The 23,360-nt window shown below is 68.8% G+C and carries 20 protein-coding genes; 2 read left to right on the top strand and 18 right to left on the bottom strand.

Annotated features, from left to right (window positions below):
* Positions 1-99: 99 nt before the first annotated feature.
* The 11 genes from VPA02S_RS08620 to VPA02S_RS08570 form a co-directional block, all read right to left on the bottom strand.
* Positions 100-1,398, bottom strand: coding sequence for a TRAP transporter large permease (locus VPA02S_RS08620; protein ID WP_062363272.1), 1,299 nt, complete (start codon positions 1,396-1,398; stop codon positions 100-102).
* The gene (locus tag VPA02S_RS08615) at positions 1,395-1,979 is read right to left on the bottom strand and encodes a TRAP transporter small permease (RefSeq protein WP_081247506.1); all 585 of its coding nucleotides are present in this window, start codon (positions 1,977-1,979) and stop codon (positions 1,395-1,397) included. The genes VPA02S_RS08620 and VPA02S_RS08615 overlap by 4 nt, the downstream gene beginning before the upstream one ends.
* A gap of 114 nt (positions 1,980-2,093) precedes the next feature.
* A complete protein-coding gene (locus tag VPA02S_RS08610) occupies positions 2,094-3,113 on the bottom strand; it encodes a Bug family tripartite tricarboxylate transporter substrate binding protein (protein ID WP_062363269.1) in 1,020 nt (339 codons plus the stop codon).
* Between the two features lie 58 nt (positions 3,114-3,171).
* Positions 3,172-5,115 (bottom strand): acyl-CoA synthetase, encoded by a 1,944-nt coding sequence (locus VPA02S_RS08605; protein WP_062363267.1) that lies wholly within the window; start codon positions 5,113-5,115, stop codon positions 3,172-3,174.
* A gap of 52 nt (positions 5,116-5,167) precedes the next feature.
* The gene (locus tag VPA02S_RS08600) at positions 5,168-6,166 is read right to left on the bottom strand and encodes a Bug family tripartite tricarboxylate transporter substrate binding protein (RefSeq protein ID WP_027730927.1); all 999 of its coding nucleotides are present in this window, start codon (positions 6,164-6,166) and stop codon (positions 5,168-5,170) included.
* Between the two features lie 37 nt (positions 6,167-6,203).
* A complete protein-coding gene (locus VPA02S_RS08595; protein ID WP_062363264.1) occupies positions 6,204-7,412 on the bottom strand; it encodes a CaiB/BaiF CoA transferase family protein in 1,209 nt (402 codons plus the stop codon).
* A gap of 64 nt (positions 7,413-7,476) precedes the next feature.
* Entirely contained in the window at positions 7,477-8,292 is an 816-nt protein-coding gene (locus tag VPA02S_RS08590) for an oxepin-CoA hydrolase, alternative type (RefSeq protein WP_062363262.1), read from the bottom strand.
* Positions 8,289-9,431: an acyl-CoA dehydrogenase family protein gene (locus tag VPA02S_RS08585; protein WP_062363259.1), complete on the bottom strand. Its 1,143-nt coding sequence runs from the start codon at positions 9,429-9,431 to the stop codon at positions 8,289-8,291. The genes VPA02S_RS08590 and VPA02S_RS08585 overlap by 4 nt, the downstream gene beginning before the upstream one ends.
* A 12-nt stretch (positions 9,432-9,443) precedes the next feature.
* Positions 9,444-10,652 carry an acyl-CoA dehydrogenase family protein gene (locus VPA02S_RS08580; protein ID WP_062363256.1) on the bottom strand — a complete coding sequence of 403 codons (1,209 nt, stop codon included), beginning with the start codon at positions 10,650-10,652 and terminating at the stop codon, positions 9,444-9,446.
* 10 nt (positions 10,653-10,662) lie between these two features.
* Positions 10,663-11,853, bottom strand: coding sequence for an acetyl-CoA C-acyltransferase (locus tag VPA02S_RS08575; protein ID WP_062363254.1), 1,191 nt, complete (start codon positions 11,851-11,853; stop codon positions 10,663-10,665).
* 30 nt (positions 11,854-11,883) lie between these two features.
* Positions 11,884-14,019 (bottom strand): 3-hydroxyacyl-CoA dehydrogenase NAD-binding domain-containing protein, encoded by a 2,136-nt coding sequence (locus VPA02S_RS08570; protein ID WP_062363251.1) that lies wholly within the window; start codon positions 14,017-14,019, stop codon positions 11,884-11,886.
* A gap of 154 nt (positions 14,020-14,173) precedes the next feature.
* On the opposite strand from VPA02S_RS08570, the gene VPA02S_RS08565 reads away from it, so the two are divergent.
* Positions 14,174-15,106, top strand: a complete 933-nt coding sequence (locus tag VPA02S_RS08565) for a LysR family transcriptional regulator (protein WP_012745998.1) — start codon at positions 14,174-14,176, stop codon at positions 15,104-15,106.
* A 54-nt stretch (positions 15,107-15,160) separates the two neighbouring features.
* On the top strand, positions 15,161-15,682 hold the full coding sequence (locus VPA02S_RS08560) for an ureidoglycolate lyase (protein WP_012745999.1): 522 nt from the start codon (positions 15,161-15,163) through the stop codon (positions 15,680-15,682).
* On the opposite strand, the gene VPA02S_RS08555 is transcribed toward VPA02S_RS08560, so the two are convergent.
* The 7 genes from VPA02S_RS08555 to VPA02S_RS08525 form a co-directional block, all read right to left on the bottom strand.
* A complete protein-coding gene (locus tag VPA02S_RS08555; RefSeq protein ID WP_012746000.1) occupies positions 15,683-16,045 on the bottom strand; it encodes a TfoX/Sxy family protein in 363 nt (120 codons plus the stop codon).
* Positions 16,046-16,121: 76 nt separating this feature from the next.
* Complete coding sequence (locus tag VPA02S_RS08550; protein ID WP_062363246.1) at positions 16,122-17,303, bottom strand: amidase; 1,182 nt, start codon at positions 17,301-17,303, stop codon at positions 16,122-16,124.
* 32 nt (positions 17,304-17,335) lie between these two features.
* A complete protein-coding gene (locus VPA02S_RS08545) occupies positions 17,336-18,328 on the bottom strand; it encodes an ABC transporter ATP-binding protein (protein ID WP_018903680.1) in 993 nt (330 codons plus the stop codon).
* A 58-nt stretch (positions 18,329-18,386) separates the two neighbouring features.
* Complete coding sequence (locus VPA02S_RS08540) at positions 18,387-19,424, bottom strand: ABC transporter ATP-binding protein (RefSeq protein ID WP_062363242.1); 1,038 nt, start codon at positions 19,422-19,424, stop codon at positions 18,387-18,389.
* Positions 19,425-19,763: 339 nt separating this feature from the next.
* Positions 19,764-20,675: an ABC transporter permease gene (locus VPA02S_RS08535; protein WP_062364438.1), complete on the bottom strand. Its 912-nt coding sequence runs from the start codon at positions 20,673-20,675 to the stop codon at positions 19,764-19,766.
* A 5-nt stretch (positions 20,676-20,680) separates the two neighbouring features.
* Positions 20,681-21,634: an ABC transporter permease gene (locus VPA02S_RS08530; RefSeq protein ID WP_062363239.1), complete on the bottom strand. Its 954-nt coding sequence runs from the start codon at positions 21,632-21,634 to the stop codon at positions 20,681-20,683.
* A complete protein-coding gene (locus VPA02S_RS08525; protein WP_062363236.1) occupies positions 21,634-23,292 on the bottom strand; it encodes an ABC transporter substrate-binding protein in 1,659 nt (552 codons plus the stop codon). Before VPA02S_RS08525 ends, VPA02S_RS08530 begins: the two co-directional genes overlap by 1 nt.
* Positions 23,293-23,360: the final 68 nt, after the last annotated feature.

Raw genomic sequence — 23,360 nt, 5'->3', positions numbered from 1 at the left:
CGGAGGACATTCGCGGAGCAAGGTACCCCGTCGGCGGGAGCGCGCCCTGAACAGCAAGCCTTGAACACAACGCGGCGCAAGGAAAAGCAGCGCCGCACTTCAATACCCCAGCTTGCGCGGCAACCAGAGCGCAAGTTCCGGAAACACGATCACCAGCACCATCACCACGAACATCGAGAACAGCATCCAGCCGACCCAGCGCACGGTTTCTTCCATGCGAACCTTCGCGATGCGGCAGGACACCATCAGGTTGACCGCAAGCGGCGGCGTGAACTGGCCCAATGCGACCTTGAGCGTGAGGATCACGCCGAACCACACCGGATCCCATTTGTAGTACTGCACGATCGGCAGCAGCAGCGGCACGAAGATCAGGAAGATCGACACACCGTCCAGGAACATGCCCACCGTGATGAGCAGCAGGATCAGGAGCGCCAGGATGCCGTATTCGCCGAGGCCCGAATTCACGATGGCGCGCGTCACCGGGTCGATGATGCCCAGCGTGGAAAGCGAGTACGCGAAGATGCCCGCGAGCGACACCACCAGCAAAATCACGGCCGAGAGCTCGCCCGATTCGCGCAGGATGACGAACAGGTCGCGCACCTTGATGGTCCGGTGCACGCACATGCCCACGAACAGGCCGTAGAACACCGCCACCACCGCGGCCTCGGTGGGCGTGAACCAGCCCGCGCGCATGCCGCCCAGGATGAGCACCGGCGCCGCCAGGCCCCAGATCGCTTCGCGCAGGCTCTTCCAGAACGGCGGGCGCGGCAGCGTCGCTTCGAGCGCGCCCATCTTGTGCTGGCGGGCCAGCAGCACGGCCGGGATCATCAGCGCCAGGCCGGCCATCACGCCCGGGATCATGCCGGCTGCAAAGAGCGCCGGCACCGAGGCGCCGGGCACCAGCACCGAGTAGACGATGAACGCGACCGAGGGCGGAATCAGGATGTCGGTGGCCGCTGCGGCGCCCACCACGCTGGCCGAGAAGGCGGCCGGGTAGCCCGCGCGCGACATGGCCGCGATCATCACCGCGCCCACGGCGGCGGCATTGGCCGGGCCCGAGCCCGAGATGCCGCCGAGGAACATCGCCACCGCAATCGCCACCAGCGGCAGCATGCCGGGCCCGCGCCCGACGATGGCCACCGCAAAGTTCACGAGCCGCAGCGCCACGCCCGAGCGGTCGAAGATGGAGCCCACCAGCACGAACATCGGGATGGCCAGCAGCGGGTACTTGCCGAGGCCGGCATAGAAGTTCTGCGGCACGGCCAGCAGGCCGAACCACTGGGCGTCGCTGTTGGCCAGCGCGATGCAGGCGGCGCCGGCCAGGCCCAGCGCGGCGCCGATGGGCACGCCCGCCAGCATCATCGCGACGAAGGCGACGAAGAGCAGGGTGGGGATCACGATGCGTCGCCCTTGCCGCCGGAGCTCTTCGTGTCGCTGCGGTATGCCTTGCGGCCGCGGCGGATCATGAGGCCCACCGCGCGCAGCGCGATGGCAAACGACACGATCGGCAGCCAGACCGAATACCACCACGCCGGCAGGCCGATGCCCGGCGTGGTCTCGTCGAAGCGGTAGTCGTCCCACACCATGCGGATGCTGAGCGCGCCGATCAGCGTGAACAGGATGGCGATCATGAGCGCGCCGAACTGCGCGAGCCGCTTGCGCCGCGCCATGGAGCCGCTTTCGGAAAAATATTCGATGCGGATGTGGCGGTCGCGCGCCACCGCGGCCGAGCCAGCCACCAGCGCCAGCATGATCATCAGGAAGACCGAGAACTCTTCGGTCCACGCGAACGAAGAGTCGGTGAAGTAGCGCACCAGCACGTTGGCAAAGGTGATGAGCGCCAGCGCGCCCATGATGATGACGGTGAGCCAGTCTTCGATGGCGAGCGGCACCCGGGTGGGCTCGTCGGCGGCTTCGATGTCTGGGGGAAGGGGGCTGGCGGCGTCCAGCAAGGGGCCGGACTCGTTGGGAGTGGTCATCGAGAGGGAGGGGGAAAGCAGCTATGGATGGTAACGATCCATGTCCATCCGTTCATCGGGGTTTTCCTAAGCTGCGGCCCCGTTGCACGCCCCTCCCGGCTCTCTCGAAGCGGGCTACTCGAGCTTGGCGCCCGAATCCTTGATCAGGCGCTCCCAGACCGGGCTTTCCTTCTTGTAGACGGCGGCAAAGGCCTCGGGTGAGCTCTCCTTCAGGTCGAAGCCCATTGCCGCCACGCGTGCCTGCACGTCGGGCTGGCGCGTGGCCTTGCCCACCTCTTCGGCAATGCGCTGCACGATCGGCTTGGGCGTGCCGGCCGGCATGGCAATCGCGAGCCAGCCGGCCACGCGGTAGGCCTCGTCGTCCAGGCCCTGCTCGGCCAAGGTGGGCACGTTGGGCAGCGTGGCCATGCGGCGCTCGCCGCTCACGCCGATGGCCCGGAGCTTGCCGGCCTCGATGTGCGGCTTGGCCACCAGCGCGCTCGCAAAGGCCATCTGGATCTGGCCGCCGATCAGGTCCTGCAGCATCGGCGCCTCGCCCTTGTAGGCGACGTGGTTCATCTCGGCCTTCTGCGTGAGGCTCATGTGTGCGCCGGCCAGGTGCGGGTAGGCGCCCACGCCGTACGAGCCGTAGGCCACCTTGCCCTTGTTGGCGGCCACGTACTTCAAGAGCTCGGGCCCGCTCTTCACCGGCACGCTGGGGTGCACCACCAGCACCAGCGGCGCGGTGGCGATCTGGTAGACCAGCGTGAGGTCGCGCTGCGTGTCGTAGGGCAGCTTCTGGTAGAGGAACTGGTTGGTCAGCAGCGAATTGCTCAGCGCCAGCACCAGGGTGTAGCCGTCGGGCGGCGCCTTGGCCACCGCATCGGTGCCGATGATGCCGGCAGCGCCGGGCTTGTTGTCGATGATCACGGGCTGGCCCAGGCCCGCCGCCATCTTCTCGCCGACCACGCGGGCCAGCACGTCGGTGGCGCCGCCCGCGGCAAAGGGCACCACCATGCGGATCGGCTTGCCCGGATAGGCCTGCGCCCAGGCGGCCGGGGTGGTGGCCGCGAGCGCGAGCGAAGCAATGCCGCAGTGCAGGGCGCGGCGGGTGATGCCGTGCGCGGTGTTGGTGGTGGTGAAGGTTGCGCTCATGTCCGATGTCTCCGGCGGTCGTTGTTGTCTGTCGAAAAAAGAAACCGGCACGCGGTGGCTATTCGGCCAGCACCTGCGTCTTGAAGGGAAGCGCCTCGAGCGCCGTGCGGATCCGAGCCTGCAGCGGCGCCGCGAGCGCGCCCGCGGCCGCGGCATCGATGCGCACCTGCACCAGGCTTTCGCCCTCGCTGCGCACGCGCGGCCAGGCGGCCGGCGGCGCGCCAAGCTCCCCGCACACCTGCGCCACCGTGGCCGCCACCACGCGGCTCGCGGCCATGGCGCGAAGCTCGGGCTTGTAGATCTTGCCGACGTTGGTCATCGGCATGTGCTCGATGATGCTCACCGAGCGGGGCTTGGCGGGCGCCTCGTCGACGCGCGCGGCGGTGAAGGCCAGCAGCTCCTCCTCGCTGGCCGAGGCGCCCGGCACCAGCGTGGCAAAGACCACCGGCAGCTCGCCCGCATAGGCATCGGGCGCACCCACGGCCGCGCACAGCTGCACCGCGGGATGCGCACCCAGCGCGTCCTCGATCACCTTGGGGTCGATGTTGTGGCCGCTGCGGATGATCAGGTCCTTCGAGCGGCCGCTGAGGTTGAGCCTGCCGTCGCCGTCGATCCAGCCCAGGTCGCCGGTCGCGAGCCAGCCGTCGGCGGTGAAGGCCTTGGCGTTGTCGGCCGGATCGACGAAGCCCGAGAACAGGTTGGGCGACTTGAACAGCACCATGCCCTGCTCGCCGGGCGGCAGCTCGCGGTCGCTGGCGTTGCCGTTCTCGTCGAGCGCCACGATGCGCATCCGCATGTGGGGCAGCGCAAAGCCGACGCAGCCCGCGGGCCCGTCCACGCCCGGCGGCGTGATGGTCGAGATGCCGGCCATCTCGGTCATGCCCAGGCTCTCGTGCACATGCAGGCCGAACAGGCGCTCGAAGCGCGCGGCCAGCTCGGGCGAGAGCACGGCGGCGCCCGTGCGGCAGTAGCCGATCGACGAGATGTCGGCGCCGTTGAGCGGCACGTTCGCGAGCGCCGCCAGCACCGTGGGCACGGCCGAGAGCGAGGTCGGCCGGTACTTCTCGACCAGCTTCCAGTAGTTGGCGAGCACCTCCTTGTTGCGCAGCAGCGAGGTCGTCGGGATGATCACTTCCATGCCCGCCGAGAGCGAGGCCAGCGAGGCCGGTAGCACGCCCGCCACGTGGAACAGCGGGTAGCCGTTGATCGAGATGCCCTGGTCGTTCATGCCCGCGACCTGCACGCTGGCCCAGGCCGTGAACACCTGCGCGCCGTGGCTGTGGCGCGCGAGCTTCGGCGCGCCGGTGGTGCCGCCGGTGTGGAAGTAGGCGGCGATGTCGCTGGGCGCAATGTCGCGGCCGCTCACGAGGCGATCGGACGGCTGTGCCGAACGCAGCACGTCGAAATCGGCCACGCCCTCGGGCAAGGCGCCGGCCGCGCCCGGTGCTTCGTCATGCGGTGCCACGCGCAGCACCGTGGTGAGCGTGGGCACCTGGCCGCGCAGGCGCATCGCCTTCGACCACATGCCCGATTCGCTGTCCGAGCCGTAGGCGATCAGCACCTTGGCGCGGCCCGCGGTCATCAGCGCCACCAGCTTCTCGTCGGTGAGCAGCGGGTTGAGCGGCTGCACGATGCCCGCCGCCTCGCCGCCCCAGAGCGCGAGGTGGTACTCGAGGCAGCCCGGCAGCAGCACCGCCACCGCATCCTGCGGACCCACGCCCAGCGCGTGCAGCATGTTCGCGGTCTGGTGGATGCGCGCGAGCAGTTCGGCGTACGACCAGCGGATCGGCGCGTCGGCCGGGTTGCCGGTGCGCAGGAAGGTCAGCGCGGTCTTGCCGCCGAAGGCCGCGCCCGCGTTGCGGAAGATCTCGTAGGTGCTGCGGACCGTCAGCGCCTCTTCGAGCGGCGTCTCCTCGAGCCTGCGGATGTCGGCGAGGCTGCGGACCGGGAGCGTCGGGCGAAAGGGTACGCCGGCCGGGTTCGTCTTCTTGCTGTCTGCCATGGCATGTCTCCTGGATATTTGTTGTGGTGCCGGCCGCGCGCAAAGCGCTGTTCTACTGGTTCGTGATCTTGTTGTCGCGAATGACCTTGCCCCAGCGCTCGAAATCCTGGCGCATGCGCACGCCGGTCTGCTCGGCCGTGCGATAGGCCGCGAAGGAGCCGACGCCCTCGAGCTTGTCCTGCACTTCCTTGTCGGCGAGCGCGGTCTTGAGCTCGGCGCTCATGCGCTCGACCACGTCCTTGGGCGTGCCGGCCGGTGCCAGCAGGCCGCCCCAGGACGTGGCATCGAAACCCGGGAAGCCCTGCTCGGCGACCGTCTTCACGTCGGGCAGCAGGCTCACGCGCTGGCCCGAGCCGACCGCGATCGCGCGCAGCGTACCCGAGCGGATGTGCGGCATCACCGCCACCAGGTCCGAGAACATCGCGGGCACCTGCCCGCCGATCAGGTCGGTCACGGCCGGTGCGCTGCCGCGGTAGGGCACGTGCTGCATCTCGAACTTGCCGATGTTCTTGAGCTGCTCGGTCGTCAGGTGGCCGAAGCTGCCTGCGCCGGCCGTCGTGTAGTTGAGCTTGCCGCCCTCGGCCTTGGCCTTGGCGATCAGGTCCTGCAGGCCGTTCACGCCGGGCAGTACCTTGGGGTTCACCACCATCACGATCGGCAGGTCGTACACCGTGCCCACGGGCGTGAAGCTCTTGAAGATGTCGTAGGGCGTCTGGCCGTACAGGTGCGCGGCCAGCAGCGTGGGCGTGGCCAGCATCACGAAGGTGTAGCCGTCGGGCGCGGCCTTGGCAGCCGCCGCCGCGCCGATGGTGCCCGAGGCGCCGCTGCGGTTGTCGATGAGGATGTTCTGCTTCAGGCCCTGCGACATCTTCTGCGCCACGATGCGCGTGGCGACGTCGGTCGGGCCGCCGGGCGGAAAGGGCACCACGAAGGTGATCGGCTTGGCGGGCCAGGCCTGCGCGAAGGCGGTGCCGGCCACGAGCGGAAGGGCCAGCGCGAGGAGTGCGCGGCGTGCGGGATTGCGAAGGGAGCGGGAAGAAGAAAAGGCCATGGACTTGTTCAGGAGGAATCGGAAAGGACGGGCGCCTTCAGACGACGCCGCTGGTTTTCAGTTGCGCGAGCCGGTCGTCCGACAGGCCGAGCAGGGACTGCAGCACCTCGTGCGTGCCTTCGCCCAGTTGCGGCGGCGCGCTGCGCACGGGCAGGCGCTCGCCGTCGAAGCGGTAGGGCGGGGCCAGCACGTTGACCTTGCCGGCCACCGGATGCGGCTGCTCGGTCACCAGGCCGGCATCGGCCGCGCGCCTGGAGTTGAGCGCTTCGAGCAGGCCCAGCACTTCGCCGCAGGGAATGCCCGAGGCGCTGAGCCTGGCCAGCAGGTCGGCGCGCTGGCGCTTGGCGAGCTCGGCGTGCAGCTCGGGCAGCAGCACCGCGCGGTTCGCCGAACGCAGGATGTTGGTCTTGAAGCGCTCGTCGGCCGCGAGGTCAGGCCGCTCGATCACTTCGGTGCAGAAGCGCGCGAACTGCGCGTTGTTGCCCACGGTGATCACGAGCGGGCCGTCGGCCGCGTCGAACACGCCGTAGGGCACGATCGACGGATGCGAGTTGCCGTAGCGCGGCGGGTCCTCGCCCATCAGCAGCGCCTCGAGGCCGTAGTAGGCGGTGATCATCAGGCCGCAGTCGAAGAGAGCCATCTCCACATGCCGGCCCTTGCCGGTCTTCTCGCGCTGGTAGAGCGCCGCAAGCACGGCCTGCGCCGAGTACATGCCGGTGAACAAGTCGACCATGGCCACGCCGAACTTCAGCGGCGGCTGGCTGGCTTCGCCGTTGAGCGCCATCAGCCCGGCCTCGCCCTGCACCACGAGGTCGTAGCCGGGGCGCGCGGCCTCGGGGCCGGTGCGGTCGTAGCCCGAGATCGAGCAGTAGATGAGCCCCGGATGCTCCTTGCTGAGCTGTTCGTAGCCCAGGCCCAGCTTGTCGATGCCGCCGAACTTGAAGTTCTGGATCACCACGTCGCACTGCTTCGCGAGGTCGCGCGCGATCTGCTGGCCCTCGGGCGTCTGCAGGTCGAGCGTGACCGAGCGCTTGTTGCGGTTCACGCTGTTGAAATAGGCGGTCTCGGTGTTGCCGACGCGCAGGCCCCAGTCGCGCGTGTCGTCGCCGCGGCCCGGGTGCTCGACCTTGATGACTTCGGCGCCCATGTCGGCCAGCACCATGCCGCACCAGGGGCCCGCGAGGATGCGGGACAGATCGAGGACGCGCACGCCGGCCAGCGGCAGCGAGGAATTCAGCATGGGCATGAGGGCAACTCCAGGAAAACGAACAACCCCCGCGTCCGAATGCGAGGGCGGGGCACGACGCGCGTCAGGACGCGTCCGGCTTTGCCTTGCGGCGCAGCGCGTTGAAATCCGCGCGCCGCTTGCCGAGGAAGGCACCGATGCCTTCGGCCGCCTCGGCATCGGCCTGCGACTCGACCATGTACACGGCCTCGGCATCGAGCTGCTGCTCGAGCGTGGCGCGGTGCGCCTGGCGGCACAAGGTCTTGATGCGTGCGATCGCGCGCTGCGGGCCATCGGCCACCTTGGCCGCGAGCGCGATGGCCTCGGCCAGCGCGGCGCCCTTGTCGGTCAGCCGGTTGACCGCGCCCAGCGCATGCAGGCGCTCGGCCGTCATGCGGTCGCCGGTCAGGCACATCTCGGTCAGCACCTGGCGCGAGACGAATTCCGCAAGGAAGGCCGTGGCGCCGCCGTCCGGCGTGAGGCCGACCTTGACGTAGGCCACCGTGTAGAACGCGTCGCGCGCCGACACCAGCATGTCGCAGGCCAGCGCCATCGAGAGGCCCGCGCCCGCCGCGCCGCCTTCGACGGCCGCGATCACCGGCTTGCCGCAATCGCGGATGCCGCGGATCAGGTCGTGCAGGCCTTCGAGCTTTTCGCGGCGCTCGGAGGCGGGCAGCTCGCGGCGCTTGGCCAGCAGGTTGAGATCGCCGCCCGAGCAGAAGAAATCGCCCGCGCCGGTGAAGACGACGGCGCCGACTTCGGGGTCGTTTTGCGCATCGGCGAGCGCGGCGCTCAGCTCCGCATACAGCGTCGGCGTGATCGCATTGCGTGCGCCCGGATTGCTGTTGGTCAGGATTCGGACCGCGCCCTGCTGCGAAATCAAAACGGTCTTTTCGGTCATGCGGCCACCTCCTGGCCCAGCGCGATGTAGCGCTGCAGATGGTGGTCTTCGTCGCCGAGCTGGTGGTCGATCATCACGAGCCGCTTGGCGTAGTGCGGCAGCGGCAGCTCCCAGGTCATGCCGATGCCGCCGTGCATCTGGATGCTTTCTTCGGCCACCAGCGCGCCGATGCGGCCGACGCTGAACTTGGCGGCCGACAGCGCACGCTCGCGCGCCACGCGGTCGCTGCCGTCGATGGCGGCCGCGGCGTTGATCACGGCCGAGCGGGCCTGCTCGATCTCGAGCAGCAGGTCGGCCATGCGGTGCTGCAGCGCCTGGAAGCTGCCGATCAGCATGCCGAACTGCTTGCGCGTGCGCAGGTAATCGAGCGTCGCGGTCTTGGCGGCTTCCATCGCGCCGAGTGCCTCGGCGCACAGCGCGAGCACACCGCGGCCGATGGCGCGTTCCAGCGTCGCGTGGCCCTGGCCTTCGGTGCCCAGCAGCGCGTCGGCGCCGAGCTTCACGCCGTCGAGCGCGAGTTCGGCGACGCGGCCGCCGTCGATGGCGGGGCAGCCGCGCACCGAAAGGCCTGCGGTCTTTGCGGGCACCAGGAACAGCGAGATGCCGGCTTCATCGTCGACCTTGCCCGAGCTGCGGGCCGAAACCAGGAACAGGTCGGCCTGCTCGCCTTGCGGCACCACGGCCTTGGCGCCGTGGAGCACCCAGCCGTCGCCGCTGCGTTCGGCGCGGGTCGCCACGCGCGTGCGTTCGTAGTGCGTGTCGGCTTCGTCATGCGCAAAGGCTGCGACGGTCACGCCGTTGATGATGTCGCCAAGCGTTTGCTTCTGCGCATCGCTGCCGGCCGCGCTGAGCGCCTCGCCGACCATCACGGCGCCCAGCAGCGGCTCGACCACGAGCCCGCGGCCCAGCGCCTCGAAGACCACGGCAATGTCGAAGCCGCCGCCGCCGAAGCCGCCGTCGGCCTCGCTGAACAGCGCGCCGATCACGCCCAGTTCGGCGAAATTCTGGAAGATCTCCTTGCTGAAACCGTGCGCGGATTTTGCGATGCGGTCGCGCGCATCGAAGGCGTACTGCTCGGCGATGAAGCGGTTCAGGCTGTCGGCGAGCATGCGCCGGTCTTCGGTGTGTTCGAAGTTCACTGCATGTCTCCTTTAGAGGCCCAGGATCATCTTGGAGATGATGTTCTTCTGGATTTCGTTCGAGCCGCCGAAGATCGACAGCTTGCGGTTGTTGAAGTAGCGCGCGGCTGCGGCCGATGCGTAGGGCGGGCCGAAGGTCTCGCCGTCGAAGCCGTCGTGCAGCGCTTCCTCGACGAAGGGCCGGCCGTAAACGCCCATCGCGCGGCGCGCGAGCGACGAGATCTCCTGCCGGATCTCGGTGCCGCGGATCTTGAGCATCGAGCTTTCCGCGCCCGGCACGCCGCCACCGGCCACGGCAGCGATCACGCGCAGGTTGGTGGTCTTCATGTTCTCCAGATCGATCTCGACGCGCGCCATGCGTGCGGCAAACGCCGGGTCTTCGGCCAGCGGCTTGCCGTTCTTCGTCTGCGTGGCCGCAATGCCCTTGAGCTGCTCGAGCGCCGCCACCGAGAAGCCCACGCCCGCGATGTTGGTGCGCTCGTAGGTCAAAAGATACTTGGCGCAGGTCCAGCCCTTGTTCTCTTCGCCCACGAGGTTTTCGGCCGGCACGCGCACGTCGGAGAAGAACACTTCGTTGACTTCATGCTCGCCGTCGAGCGTGATGATCGGGCGCACTTCGACGCCGGGCGAGGTCATGTCGATCAGGAGGAAGCTGATGCCTTCCTGCTTCTTCGCCTCGCGGTTGGTGCGCACCAGGCAGAAGATCATGTTGGCGTGCTGGCCCAGCGTGGTCCAGGTCTTCTGGCCGTTCACGATGTAGTGGTCGCCCTGGGCGTCGATGCCGCGCACGGCTGAGGTCTTCACGGCCGCCAGGTCGGAGCCCGCGCCGGGTTCCGAGTAGCCCTGGCACCACCAGTCGGAGCCATCGAGGATGCGCGGGAGCCAGCGCTGCTTCTGCGCCTCGTTGCCGTACTTGATGAGCACCGGGCCGAGCATGTTCACGCCGAAGGGCACGATGCGCGGCGCGAAGGCCAGCGCGCATTCGTGTTCGAAGATGAATTTTTCCACCGCCGTCCAGCCCGGGCCGCCGTACTGCTCGGGCCAGTGGTTGGCGAGCCAGCCGCGCGCGTTGAGGATGGCGTGCCATTCCTCCATGTCGGCCTTGGCAAGGATCCTGCCGCCGCGTACTTTCTCGGACAGCCGCACCGGCAGCTTGTCGGCGAGGAAGGCGCGCACTTCCGCGCGGAAGGCTTCTTCTTCAGGGGTGAAGTTCAGGTCCATCGTGCGCTCCTCAATAGATTTCGAACAGGCCCGCCGCGCCCATGCCGCCGGCAATGCACATCGTGACCACCGCGTACTTCGCGCCGCGGCGCTTGCCTTCGATCAGCACGTGGCCCGTGAGGCGCGCGCCGGTCATGCCGAAGGGGTGGCCGATGGAGATCGCGCCACCGTTCACGTTGAGCAGTTCCGACGGAATGCCCAGCTTCTCCTGGCAGTAGATCGATTGCGAGGCGAAGGCTTCGTTGAGTTCCCAGAGGCCGATGTCCTCGACCTTGAGGCCATGGCGCGCGAGCAGCTTGGGCACCGCGAACACCGGGCCGATGCCCATCTCGTCGGGCTCGCAGCCGGCCACCGCAAGGCCGCGGAAGGCGCCGAGCGGCTTGAGGTTGGCACGCTCCGCGTCCTTCGCTTCCATCAGCACGCAGGCCGAGGCGCCGTCGGACAGCTGCGAGGCGTTGCCGGCCGTGATGAACTTGTCGTCGCCCATCACGGGCTTCAGCTTGGCGAGCGCCTCGTAGGTGGTGCCGCGGCGGTTGCAGTTGTCTTCGGTGGCGGTGACTTCGCGGTAGCTGACTTCCTTGGTCTCCTTGTCGGTCACGGCCATGGTGGTGGTGCAGGCGACGATCTCGTCCCTGTAGCGGCCGGCGAGCTGCGCTTCTTCAGTCTTGCGCTGGCTCTCGGCCGAGAAGCGGTCCTGCGCCTCGCGGCTGATGCCGTAGCGCTGGGCCACGATGTCGGCGGTCTCGATCATCGCCATGTAGAGCGCGGGCTTGTGCTCGACGATCCACGGGTCCAGGCTGAGGTCGCCACCGTCGCCGGGGCTACGTCCGCGGATCTGCGAGATGCTCTCGACGCCGCCCGCGATCATGGCCGGCGCGCCGTCCACCACGATGCGGCCCGCGGCCATCGCGATCGCCTGCAGGCCCGAGGCGCAGAAGCGGTTGACCGTGGTGCCGGCGATGCTGATCGGCAGCCCTGCGCGGATGATGCTCTGGCGCGCGATGTTGCGCCCGGTCGTGCCTTCGGGGTAGCCGCAGCCGAGGATCGCGTCCTCGATCAGCGCGGGATCCAGGCCCGAGCGCTCGACAGCGGCCTTGACCGCAAAGGCCGCGAGCGTGGGGCCCGGCGTGATGTTGAATTCGCCGCGGTGCGCCTTGGTGAGCGGGGTGCGGGCGGTGGAAACGATGACGGCTTCGCGCATGGGGGATGTCTCCTGGACGGCTGGCTCTGGTTACTCGGATTGGTTCAGGCTGGCGAAGTCGGCACCGCGCTCGACCAGCTCCACCAGCAGCGGCGAGGGCTTCCAGAAGATCGGGTCCTCTTTCGCGAATTCGCGGATGTCGGCCAGCACCTTCGGCAGGCCCACGGTGTCGGCGTACTTCATCGGGCCGCCGCGGTGCCGCGGAAAGCCGTAGCCGTAGAGGAAGGTCACGTCCACGTCGAGCGGGCGCAGCGCGATGCGCTGGAGCACGACGTTGGCGCCCTCGTTGATCATCGCGGCCATGTAGCGGCGCATGATTTCTTCCTCGGTGAAGGTGCGCGGCGTGATGCCTGCGCGCTCGCGCTCGGCGTCGATGATGGCCAGCACCTCGGGGTCGGGCTGGCCGGTGCGGGCGCCCTCGGGGTACAGGTAGTAGCCGCGCTGCGTCTTCTGGCCGAACCAGCCGCGCTCGCAGATGCGGTCGGCAATCTGCACGTAGCGCGCCTGCGGATCGCGCGTGGCGGCCTTGCGCTTGCGCGTGGCCCAGCCGATGTCGCCGCCCGCGAGGTCGGACACCTGGAACGGGCCCATCGGGTAGCCGAAGTTGCGCACGGCCTCGTCGATCTGGTAGGGCGACGCGCCGTCTTCCATCATGTGGTCGGCGGCCTGGCGATACACCGCGAGGATGCGGTTGCCGATGAAGCCGTCGCACACGCCGGCGCGCACTGGCACCTTCTTCAATTTCTTCGCAAGCTCGAAGCCGGTCGCGACCACGTCGGCGCTGACCTTGGCGGGCACCACGATCTCCAGCAGCTTCATGATGTTGGCCGGCGAGAAGAAGTGCAGGCCCACCACGTCCTGCGGACGCGAAATGCTCTCGGCGATCTCGTCGATGTCCAGGTAGGAGGTATTGGTGGCGAGCACCGCGCCACGCTTGCACACGCGGTCGAGCTCGGCGAACACGGCCTTCTTCACGCCCATGTCCTCGAACACCGCTTCGACCACGATGTCGACCTGCGCGAGCGCGTCATAAGACGTGGAACCCGAGAAGCGCGCCATCACGGCGGTCTTGGCCTCGGGCGTCATGCGGCCCTTCTTGATGAGGCCGTCGTACACCTTCTCGACATGCTGGCGGCCGCGCGCGAGGCTGGGCTCGTCGCGCTCGATCATGGTCACGGGCAGGCCCGCGTCGAGCATCGCCACCGCGATGCCTGCGCCCATGGTGCCGCCGCCGACGATGCCGGCCGACGCGAGCGCGCGCGGCGCGGCGGACCGGGTCTCGGGCGCCTTCAGCACTTCGCGCTCGGCGAAGAAGGCGTGGATCAGGCCGGCGCGCTGCGGGCTGTCGATGCACTGCAGGAACAGCTTGCGCTCCAGCGCCATGCCTTCGTCGAAGGGCAGCGTGAGCGCGGCCTCGACGGCTTCGATGATCTTCATCGGCGAGAACAGGCCGCGGCTCTTCTTCGCGGTGTCGGCGCGCGCGGCTTCGAGCGCGGCGCGGCTGGCTTCCTTGTCGGCCAGGCCGCCGGCCTCGCGCGTGCGGCGCACCGGCGCCTTGGCGGCCACCAGTTCCTGCGCATAGGCCAGGCCTTCAGCGCGCGCATCGGCCTCGTTGCCGAGCCGGTCCACGAGGCCGAGCGACAGCGCTTCCTTCGCGCCCGCGTGGCGGCCGCTGAGCATCAGTTCGAGTGCGGGCTTCACGCCGATCAGGCGCGGCGCGCGCTGCGTGCCGCCCGAGCCGGGCAAGAGGCCGAGCTGCACTTCGGGCAGGCCGAGCTTGGCCGACGGTGCGGCCAGGCGGTAGTGCGCCGACAGCGCCACTTCGAGCCCGCCGCCGAGCGCGGCGCCGTGGATGGCGGCAACCACCGGCTTGCTGCAGTTCTCGATAGCAAGGCACACCTCGGGCAGCGAGGGCGGCTGCGGCGTCTTGCCGAATTCGCGGATGTCGGCGCCCGCGATGAAGTTGCGGCCCGCGCCGACGAGAAGCACCGCGGCCGCGGCGCCGTCGGCCTCGGCCGCCTCGATGGCGGCCACGAGGCCGCGGCGCACATCCACGCCCAGGGCGTTGACGGGCGGGTTGTCGATGGTCACCACGAACACGTCGCCAAGACGCTCGAAGCTGACGGGACCGGAAGACGTGGAAGGGCTGGAGGGTGTGGTGGCCATGTGCTTGTCTTGTCTCTTGCGTGGCGAGCCCTGCTGCAAACGCGAGGGGCCCGAGGCTCTGGGGGTGAACCCCGCATTCTTGGCCGGTGCCGGTGCTTTGACAATTGCATAGACCATTGACAGACTGTCAAAGAATTTTTGACACAATCCGCTCATGGATCTCCAATCGCTGACCCTGCTGGTGGAAATCCTTGACGCCGGCAACCTGAGCGCGGCCGCGCGCCGGCTCAAGATGAGCCGCGCCAACGTCAGCTACCACCTGAACCAGCTGGAGCGCTCGGTCGGCGCCCAGCTGGTGCGCCGCACCACGCGCCGCGCCGAACCGACCGAGATCGGCCTGCGCCTGTACCAGCACGGCGTGGCGATCCAGGCCGAACTGCTGGCCGCGAAGGAATCGGTCACCACGCTGGGCCAGGGCCTGCAGGGCCGCGTGCGCCTGAGCGTGCCCAGCGGCTACGGCCAGCTGGTGATGGCCGGCTGGCTGATCGACTTCAAGCGGCAGTACCCCGGCATCGTGCTCGACGTGGTGTTCGAGAACCGCATCGAGGACCTGCTGCGCGACGAGGTCGACATCGCGATCCGCGTGATTCCAGAGCCGCCGCAGAACCTGGTGGCGCGCGAGATGGGGCCGGTGCGCTACGTGGCCTGCGCTTCAAGCGGCTATGCGCAGAAGCATCCGCTGCCGGTGCAGCTCGACGAACTGCAGGGCGCGCCGGTAGTGACGGCCGCCGTCATCGGCCGGCAGCTGCGCGTGTCGGCCTACCAGGGCCAGAATCTGGGAGAGGTGCGGCGCGAGGTGATCCTGGAGCCGACGCTGATCTCGGAGAACTTCTTGTTCCTGCGCCAGGCTATCCTCGCGGGCCTGGGCATCGGCCTGGTGCCCGACTACGTGGTGCAGGAGGACGTGCGCAAGGGCGACGTGGTGACCACGCTGGACGACTGGCGCCTCAGCATCTTCGGCACGCAGATGTTCATGCTCTACATGCCCAACCGGCAGCACACGCGGGCGATCCGCACCTTCATCGATTTCATCCTGGAGCGGGTGCGGGTGCCCGGCGCTGAATCGGTTGATCAGTCGCAGCGGTAGGAAGCGCACGCAGGCCCGGTGACCATCGGCATGTTTTCTGCTGTACTCCGCCGCATGAACGATGCAGCTTTCCTCGCCCCGATGCCGCTCGCGGTGCAACCGCTGACACCCCAGGCTTTCGCGCCCTACGGCACGGTGCTGGCCGCGCCCGCCGGCAAGAAGGGCCGCCCGATCAATGGCGGCAATGCCGAACGCTTCGACCTTGTCGGCGACCTGCAGCTCGGCGCGCAGGGCGGCCGGCCGATGCTCGCGCTGTTCCGTGCGCAGGCGCGGCGTTTTCCGCATGAAGTCACGGAGATGGAGCGCCACGCGCTCGGCAGCCAGACTTTCGTGCCCTTGGGAGAAAGGCGCTTCGTCATCGTCGTGGCGCCGGCCGGCGAGGCGCCCGCGCCCGCTGCGCTCGCTGCGTTCGTGACCGACGGGCTGCAGGGCGTGACACTCGCGCCCGGCACCTGGCACCACGCGCTGCTGGCGGTGGATGCGGGCGACTTCGTGGTGGTGGAGCGGGCCGCGGCGAGTGTCGATTGCGATACCTGCGCGCTGGCGGCGCGGGTGGTCGTCGATTGGCGCGACTAACTAGGCGCGCTTGCCGGCCGGCTTCTTTGTCTTCAGGCCTTGCGCCGCGAGAACGGCTTCCCTTGCCAAGGCCGCCAGCGCCTCATGGTCCTCGATGATCTCGATGGGAACCTCGAAATACTTGCGCACCTGGACCCGCCGCGCCTTCGTGTCATAGGCAAAGCAGGTGCTGCCCAGCTTCTCGTACCTGGGCCGGGTGTCCTTGTCCACGACGAAGTAGAGGCTGCCGCCCATGACCATCGCGAACTGCGTGGCGTGGGCCGAGAGGCCGGTGCCGCCGAAGAAGCGGTTGGTCGTGATGCCGTCGATTCCAGAGAGCCGGTCGACGATGAAATCCACGAATTGCGGCGAGGCCTGCGACATGTTGCTGTTCCTGCGCTCAATGCATGATGGAAGGCCGCAGTGTCGCCCAAGTCAGGGCCAGGGCGCGATGGCCGCGTCAGCCGCCGGCAATGCGCTCCGCCAACCCGATCAACGACCGGTCCGACCCCGCCGGCCCGAGCAGCGAAATGCCGAGCGGCGCACCATGGCGCTGCGCGAGCGGCATCGACAATTGCGGAAAGCCGGCAAGGCCCGCAATGCACAGCATCCGGATCGCGCGGTTGCGGTAGTCCTCCAGGCCGGCCTCGCCTTCGCTGCGCAGCGGCGCGATGTCGGGCATGGTCGGCATCAGCAGCACGCTGTCGCTGCCGAGCAGCTTGGCCAGGTGGCTGCGGAAAGCGATGCGGAAGGCGCGGCCCGCGACGATCTGCGCATCGGTCACGCCGCGCGACCAGGCAAAGCGCTCGGCCACGCCCGGGCCCAGCGGCGGCGCGTAGCGCTCGATCAGCGGGCCATCGGTGAGCCAGGCCTCGTGCGACTGCACGTAGCGGAAGTTCCAGTACATCGCGTCGAAGGAGTCGAGCGCGACCTCGATGCCCGCCGCATCGCCGAGCACGCGCTGCACGCGCGCGGCCGCATCCGCCAGCGCGTCGGCCGCGGCCGGCACGGCCAGCGACCACACGTCCTCGGGCCGCAGCAGCCGCACGCGCGCGGGCAGCGCGGCCGTGTCAGCGCCCAGCAGCACGTCGGCCACGCGCGCAAAGGTGCCGATGTCGCGTGCGAACCAGCCGCAGGTGTCGAGGCTGGGCGCAAGGTCGAGCGCGCCTTCGAGGCTCACGCGGCCATGCGTGGGACGCAGGCCGTACAGGCCGCAGTGGTTGGCCGGCGCGCGCACCGAGCCGCCGGTGTCGGTGCCGAGCGCGAAGTCGCACAGGCCCGATGACACGGCCGAGGCCGAGCCCGACGACGAGCCGCCGGTGATGCGGTCTTTTGCGGCGCCGTTGATCGGCGCCCCGAAGTGCGCGTTGTTGCCGTTCATCGAGAACGCGAGTTCGTCGGTCACGGTCTTGCCCGCGAAGCGCGCGCCCGCATCGAGCAGCTTCTGCACGGTGGGCGCGGTGCGGGTCTTGATGCCCGACATCGCAAGCACGATCGGGCTGCCGCCGCCGGTGGGATAGCCGGCCACGTCGAACAGGTCCTTGGCTGCAAAGCGCAGGTCGGCCAGCGGGCCGGTGGGCGCATGCGGCACCGGCGCGTCGGGGTACGGAACGAAGGCGTGGGCGGGGTCGTGCAGGGGCATGGCGTGTCGTGGTGTGTGTGTGCAGGGGCGGGTCAGGCGGCCAGCGTGGGCGCGATGGCGGCGGCGGCATCGGTATGGATGCAGCGCGCGCGATGCTTCGGCGCGAGTTCGACCACCGGCGGCTGCGCGGCGCGGCAGGCATCGGTGGCGAGCGTGCAGCGTTCGGCAAAGGCGCAGCCGGGCGGCAGCGCCGACAGGTCGGGCGGCGTGCCGCCGATGGTCTCGAGCCGCGCGCCGCGCGCCAGAGCGCCGTGCGCGCGGCTCTTGAGCAGCGCGATGGTGTAGGGGTGGCGCGGCGAGCGGATCAGCTCGCGCGCCGTGCCTTCCTCGACGATGCGGCCCGCATACATCACAGCGATGCGGTCGGCCACCTCGACCGCGGCGCCGATGTCGTGCGTGACGAAGATCACCGACAGGCCGAGGTCGCGCTGCAGTTCGCGCAGCAGCAAAAGGATCTGGATCTGCACCGTGGCGTCGAGCGCGGTGGTCGGCTCGTCGGCCAGCAGCAGCTGGGGTTTGCATGCCAGCGCCAGCGCGATCATCGCGCGCTGCCGCATGCCGCCCGACATCTCGTGCGGATAGGCCGCCAGGCGCCGCTCGGGGCTCGGGATGCGCACGCGCTCGAACAGCGCAAGCGCACGCTGCTGCGCCTCGGCCGCCGTGGCCTTCCTGTCGTGCCGGCGGATCGACTCGACGATCTGCGCGCCGACCGAATACACCGGATCGAGCGCAAGCAGCGGCTCCTGGAAGATCATCGAGGCGACCTTGCCGCGGAAGTCGTCGAGCTCGCGCGCGGGCATCGCGAGCACGTCGCGCCCGGCCACCTGCACCTGCCCGCCGATGCGCGTGCGGCGCTCGGGATGCAGGCGCAGCAGCGTGCGCAGGGTCACGCTCTTGCCGGAGCCCGATTCGCCGATCAGCGCGACCACCTCGCCGCGCTGCACCTCCAGGCTCACGCCGCTGACCGCATGCACGGGCTTGCGGCCGCCGCTGAAGCTGACGCTGAGGTCGCGCAGGCGGACCATCGGCTCGGGGGAAGAAGAGCTCGGGTTGTTCATCGTTGTCGTCGTGGTCGTCATGCGTTCACGCCGCCCGGGCCAGCGGCACGGCCATCGGATGTCCGCTGCCGGTCTCGTGGACCAGGCAGCTCGCCGCATGTCGCGCGCCGGTGGCGATGGGCTCCGGCACCACCTGGCTGCACACCGGCGCGGCCAGCGCGCAGCGCGGATGGAAGCGGCAGCCCGAGGGCGGGTTGATCGGGTTCGGCGGGTCGCCGGCCAGTGCCGCTTCCTCGGTGCGGTGGTCGGGGTCCATCGAGGGCATCGACGAGAGCAGCGCGCGGGTGTAGGGATGCGCCGGCGCATCGTAGAGCGCGTCGGCCGGCCCGATCTCGGCCACCTGGCCCAGGTACATGACCATCACGCGGTCGCTCACGTAGCGCACCACGTTGAGGTCGTGGCTGATGAAAAGATAGGTGAGGCCAAATTCGGCCTTGAGGTCGAGCAGCAGGTTGATGACCTGCGCTTCCACCGACTTGTCGAGCGCCGACACGGCCTCGTCGAGGATCACCATGCGCGGCTGCAGCGCGAGCGCGCGCGCGATGTTGACGCGCTGGCGTTGCCCGCCCGAAAGCTCATGCGGATAGCGTTCGGCAAAGCGCTGCGGCTCGAGCCCGACGCGCGCGAGCAGGTCGCGCGCACGCGCCACGGCCTCGCGCCGCCCGACGCCGTGCACCTGCGGGCCGAAGGCGACGGAGTCTTCGATGGTCAGGCGCGGGTTGAGCGAGGCGTAGCTGTCCTGGAACACCATCTGCACCTGGCGCCTGAACTCCTTGAGCGGCAGTTCGCGCCCGCCGACTTCGCGGCCGTCGAAGATCACTTCGCCCCGCGTTGGTGCAATCAGCTGCATCAGCAGCCGCGCGGTGGTCGACTTGCCGCAGCCCGATTCGCCGACCACGCCGAGCGTTTCGCCCTTGAGCACTTCGAAGTCCACTCCGTCGACCGCGCGCACCACGCCACCGCCGCGGCCCAGCGGATCTTTCTTGAGCGGAAAGTGCTTGACCAGGCCGGTGATGGTGAGAAGCGGTTGTGCGGGGCCGCCGATGTCTTTCAGTGCGTCCATGTTTTCACGCTCCTTTGTTGCTCTTGTTGCTGTTGTTCGGGGCGCGTGCACAGGCCACCGGGTACTCCCCTCCGCGAATGTCCCCCGGCCTGCGGCCTCCTCCTTGATTTCGCTGCGGGGAGCACCCGATGCCCTGTGCACCTGGACACGCTGCTGGTGTACCGCCGATCAACAACTGCTCTGTCCAACGCTCCCGTCGATGGGGTGCCTTGCGCAGCGAAATCAAGGGGGAGGCCGAAGGCCGGAGGACATTCGCGGAGCAAGGTACCCCATCGGCGGGAGCGCGCCCCGAACAAAGAACCTCAAACACAAAGCGGCGAACAAGAAGAGATCCCATTCCTAACCCTTGTTGTCCATCGCCGACCGCAACCCATCGGACAGAAGATTGAAGGAGATCGATGTGATGAAGATCATCGCGCCCGGCAGCGCAGCGACCCACGGCTGCACATAGATCGCGGTGCGCAGCGTGTTGAGCATCAGGCCCCACTCCGGCTCCGGCGGCTTCACGCCCAGGCCCAGGAACGACAGGCCCGAGGCCAGGATCATCGACACCGCGATCAGGCTCGTCGCGTACACGAAGATCGGGCCGAGCACATTGCCCAGCACATGCACCCGCACGATCGTGAACGGGTTCGCGCCCGAGGCGCGCGCCGCCTCCACATAGTCGCGCGTGCGCACCTGCGTCGTCACGCTCTCGGCCACGCGCGCGATCTGCGGAATGAAGACGATGGTCAGCGAGATCAGCGAATTGACCACGCCCGCGCCCAGCGTGCCCGACAGCGCAATGGCCAGCAGCACCGAGGGAAAGGCGTAGAACACGTCGATGGTGCGCATGATCAGCGTGTTGGTGAAGCCGCCCGCATAGCCCGCAACGATGCCGATCACTGTGCCGAGCACGAAGGCGCAGATCACCGGCGTGATGCCGATGAACAGCGACAGCCGCGCGCCGACGATCAGGCGCGACAGCATGTCGCGGCCCAGTTCGTCGCTGCCCAGCGGCAGGCCCTCGGTGCCGATCGGCTTGAGCCGCTTGAGCATCGACGAGGCATAAGGATCGGCCGGCGCGAGCCACGGGCCGAACACGGCCAGGCCGATCAGCAGCAGAACCACCAAGGCGGCACCCATGGCGACCGGATCGCGCGTGAAGCGCAGCAGCGCCGAGGTCCAGTAGCCGCGCGAGCGCTGCATCGGCGGCAGCGGCTTCACGTCGGCGGCGGCGGAGGAAGAAGAGGGGATGGGCAGTGCGCTCATGGTGGTCATGCCCGCGCGATCCGCGGGTCGAGCATGGTCTGCAGCACATCGACCAGCAGGTTGAGCAACACGAAGAACAGCGCCAGCACCAGGATGGTTCCCTGCAGCAGCGGCAGGTCGCGCTGGAAGATCGCGGAGTTCAACAGAAAGCCGGTGCCGGGCCACGAGAACACGGTCTCGATCAGGATCGAGCCGCCCAGCAGGTAGCCCAGCTGCAGGCCCATCACCGCGAGCGCGGTGGGCGCCGCGTTCTTCACCATGTGGCGGAACACGCCGAAGTGCGTGAGGCCCTTGGCGCGCAGGCCGACGATGAATTCCTGGTCGAGGATGTCGGCCACCAGCGCGCGCACGGTGCGCGCGATGATGCCCATCGGGATCACCGACATCGTGAGGGCCGGCAGGATCAGGAACTGCAGGTGCGCCCAGTCCCAGGCCCAGTCGCTCGAGCCGCCCGGGCCCGCGCCGGTGGCGGGCAGCCACATGAGCTGCGACGAGAACACGATCACCATCACCATGCCCAGCCAGTAGTGCGGCACGCTCACGCCCAGCACCGACAGCATCGAGGCAAGGCGGTCGAGCCATGAGTTGCGGAAGTAGCCGGCCACGAAGCCGAACAGACAGCCCAGCACGAAGCCGATGAAGGTCGCCACCACCGCCAGTCGCAGCGTGTTGCCCACGGCCGTGAACACCTCGCCCGCCACGGCGCGGTTGCTCGCGATCGAGACGCCCAGGTCGCCATGCAGCGCGCGCCAGACCCACATCGCGAACTGCTCCGGCAGCGAACGGTTGAAGCCGTAGAGCTCGCGCAGCTGCGCCTGCAGGTCGGCCGAGGCGTCGGGCGGCAGGATCGACACCAGCGGATCGCCGGGCGCAATGTGCACGAGCAGAAAACACACCAGCGCCACGCCGACCATGATCGGCACGGCGTAGACGACGCGGCGCAGGAGGTAGGCCAGCATCAGTCCATCGTCATGGTTGCAATGTCGATGAACCAGCTTTTCGGCTGCACCACGTTCTTCACCTTGGCCGACATCGCGCGCGGACCCACGTCATGCGCGATCCAGACGAAGGGCGCGTCGTCCACGATGTGCGTATGCAGCCTGGCCAGCGCAGCGTCGCGCGCCTTGTCGTCGAAGCTGGTGCGCGCATCGGCCACGAGCTTGTCGACTTCGGCGTTGCCGTAGTAGCCCCAGTTGTTGGACACCGGCGGAAAGGCCTTGGTGCTCACGAAGCGCACCATCGCGAAGAACGGGTCCATCGCCGCGAAGCTGATGTTGACCGCGTTGGCACCGTTGGCCGAGGGGTCCTTCGCGCCCTTGCGCCAGTTGGTGAAGAGCGTGTTCCATTCGATCACGTCGAACTGCACGTCGAAGAAGCACTGCTTGAGCGACTGCTGCGCGAACTCGTTCATCGGCAGCGGCTGCATCTGGCCCGAGCCCGAGGCCGAGATCTGCACCTTCACCTTGATCGGCTTGGCGGCCGAGTAGCCGGCCTGCGTCATCAGCGCCTGCGCGGCCTTCACGTCGTACTTGATGTCGAAACCCGGCGTGCCGAACCACGGATGGCCCGGCGGCACCGTGCCCTTGGGCTCGGCCATCATGCCGCCGAGCAGCTGCTTCATGCCGCCGCGGTCGATGCACAGGTTGGCGGCCTGGCGCACGCGCTTGTCGAGCCAGGGCGAGCCCTCGGCAAAAGACAGCTGCCACGGCCACACATGCGGCTGCGCGTTGGAATAGATCTTGAAGCCGCGCTGCGTGATCTGCGCCATGGCATCGGGCGCGGGCGCCTCGATCCAGTCGACCTGGCCGCCCAGCAGCGCGGCGGTGCGCGCATTGGCCTCGGGCATCGGCAGCATCACGACCTTGTCGATCTTGGGTACGCGCTTCGCGTCCCAGTAGGTCTTGTTGGCGGCCAGCTCCAGGCGTTCGCGCGCCACGAAGCGCGTGACCTTGAACGGGCCCGATCCCGCGGGGTCGGCGGCGAAGGCGGTCCATGCGGCCTTGGACTTGTCGGCGGGCGTGGCGCCGGCCGCGGCGTCGAACTTCTTCTGCCACTGCGCGGGCGAGGCCATGAACAGGTTGCTCAGGTTGATCGGCAGGAAGGCGTCGGGCTCGCTCGTGGTGAGCTCGACCGTCATGTCGTCGATCTTGCGCGCGGTGCGCAGCGTGGGCATGCGCGAAGCGGTCACGCCGACCTGGCTGGGGTCGAACTGCGGCGCGTCCTTGTCGAGCACCTTCTGCACGTTCCACACCACCGCGTCGGCATTGAAGGCCGAGCCGTCATGGAACTTGACGCCGGGGCGCAGCTTGAAGACCCACCTGGTCTTGTCCTTGGCGTCGACGGCCCAGGAACTGGCCAGCGCCGGGATCAGCACGCTCGGCGCGTCGGCCTTGGACAGGTCCCACTGCGTGAGCGAGTCGTAGATCGGGATGCCGGTGAAGCGGTTGCCTTCGAAGCCCTGGTCGGGCTGGCCGAGCGTGCGCGGAATGTCGGCCGCGGTCATGGCGATGCGCAGCGTCTTCTCCTGGGCCAGCGCCGGCGTTGCGAAGGCCAGGGTGGCGAGCGCCGCGCAGGCGGCCAGGGGTTTCAGGATCGAGGCAGGAACGGCACGCTTCACAGGAGCTCCTAGGGGTGAAAGGGCAAAGGGATCGAACCGGTGGTGAAGCACGACGTGTGCCAGCCGCA

The sequence above is a fragment of the Variovorax paradoxus NBRC 15149 genome, from assembly GCF_001591365.1.
Classification (GTDB): domain Bacteria; phylum Pseudomonadota; class Gammaproteobacteria; order Burkholderiales; family Burkholderiaceae_C; genus Variovorax; species Variovorax paradoxus.
The sequence above is the reverse complement of the archived record's forward strand: the minus strand, read 5'-3'. Positions and strand labels throughout refer to the sequence as shown.

What these genes read in the sequence shown, in the direction of transcription:
- VPA02S_RS08615 (WP_081247506.1), bottom strand. Translation starts at nt 1,979, where the DNA reads ATGACCACTCCCAACGAGTCCGGCCCCTTGCTGGACGCCGCCAGCCCC.
- VPA02S_RS08610 (WP_062363269.1), bottom strand. Translation starts at nt 3,113, where the DNA reads ATGAGCGCAACCTTCACCACCACCAACACCGCGCACGGCATCACCCGC.
- VPA02S_RS08605 (WP_062363267.1), bottom strand. Translation starts at nt 5,115, where the DNA reads ATGGCAGACAGCAAGAAGACGAACCCGGCCGGCGTACCCTTTCGCCCG.
- VPA02S_RS08600 (WP_027730927.1), bottom strand. Translation starts at nt 6,166, where the DNA reads ATGGCCTTTTCTTCTTCCCGCTCCCTTCGCAATCCCGCACGCCGCGCA.
- VPA02S_RS08595 (WP_062363264.1), bottom strand. Translation starts at nt 7,412, where the DNA reads ATGCCCATGCTGAATTCCTCGCTGCCGCTGGCCGGCGTGCGCGTCCTC.
- VPA02S_RS08590 (WP_062363262.1), bottom strand. Translation starts at nt 8,292, where the DNA reads ATGACCGAAAAGACCGTTTTGATTTCGCAGCAGGGCGCGGTCCGAATC.
- VPA02S_RS08580 (WP_062363256.1), bottom strand. Translation starts at nt 10,652, where the DNA reads ATGGACCTGAACTTCACCCCTGAAGAAGAAGCCTTCCGCGCGGAAGTG.
- VPA02S_RS08575 (WP_062363254.1), bottom strand. Translation starts at nt 11,853, where the DNA reads ATGCGCGAAGCCGTCATCGTTTCCACCGCCCGCACCCCGCTCACCAAG.
- VPA02S_RS08570 (WP_062363251.1), bottom strand. Translation starts at nt 14,019, where the DNA reads ATGGCCACCACACCCTCCAGCCCTTCCACGTCTTCCGGTCCCGTCAGC.
- VPA02S_RS08565 (WP_012745998.1), top strand. Translation starts at nt 14,174, where the DNA reads ATGGATCTCCAATCGCTGACCCTGCTGGTGGAAATCCTTGACGCCGGC.
- VPA02S_RS08560 (WP_012745999.1), top strand. Translation starts at nt 15,161, where the DNA reads ATGAACGATGCAGCTTTCCTCGCCCCGATGCCGCTCGCGGTGCAACCG.
- VPA02S_RS08555 (WP_012746000.1), bottom strand. Translation starts at nt 16,045, where the DNA reads ATGTCGCAGGCCTCGCCGCAATTCGTGGATTTCATCGTCGACCGGCTC.
- VPA02S_RS08550 (WP_062363246.1), bottom strand. Translation starts at nt 17,303, where the DNA reads ATGCCCCTGCACGACCCCGCCCACGCCTTCGTTCCGTACCCCGACGCG.
- VPA02S_RS08545 (WP_018903680.1), bottom strand. Translation starts at nt 18,328, where the DNA reads ATGGTCCGCCTGCGCGACCTCAGCGTCAGCTTCAGCGGCGGCCGCAAG.
- VPA02S_RS08540 (WP_062363242.1), bottom strand. Translation starts at nt 19,424, where the DNA reads ATGGACGCACTGAAAGACATCGGCGGCCCCGCACAACCGCTTCTCACC.
- VPA02S_RS08535 (WP_062364438.1), bottom strand. Translation starts at nt 20,675, where the DNA reads ATGAGCGCACTGCCCATCCCCTCTTCTTCCTCCGCCGCCGCCGACGTG.
- VPA02S_RS08530 (WP_062363239.1), bottom strand. Translation starts at nt 21,634, where the DNA reads ATGCTGGCCTACCTCCTGCGCCGCGTCGTCTACGCCGTGCCGATCATG.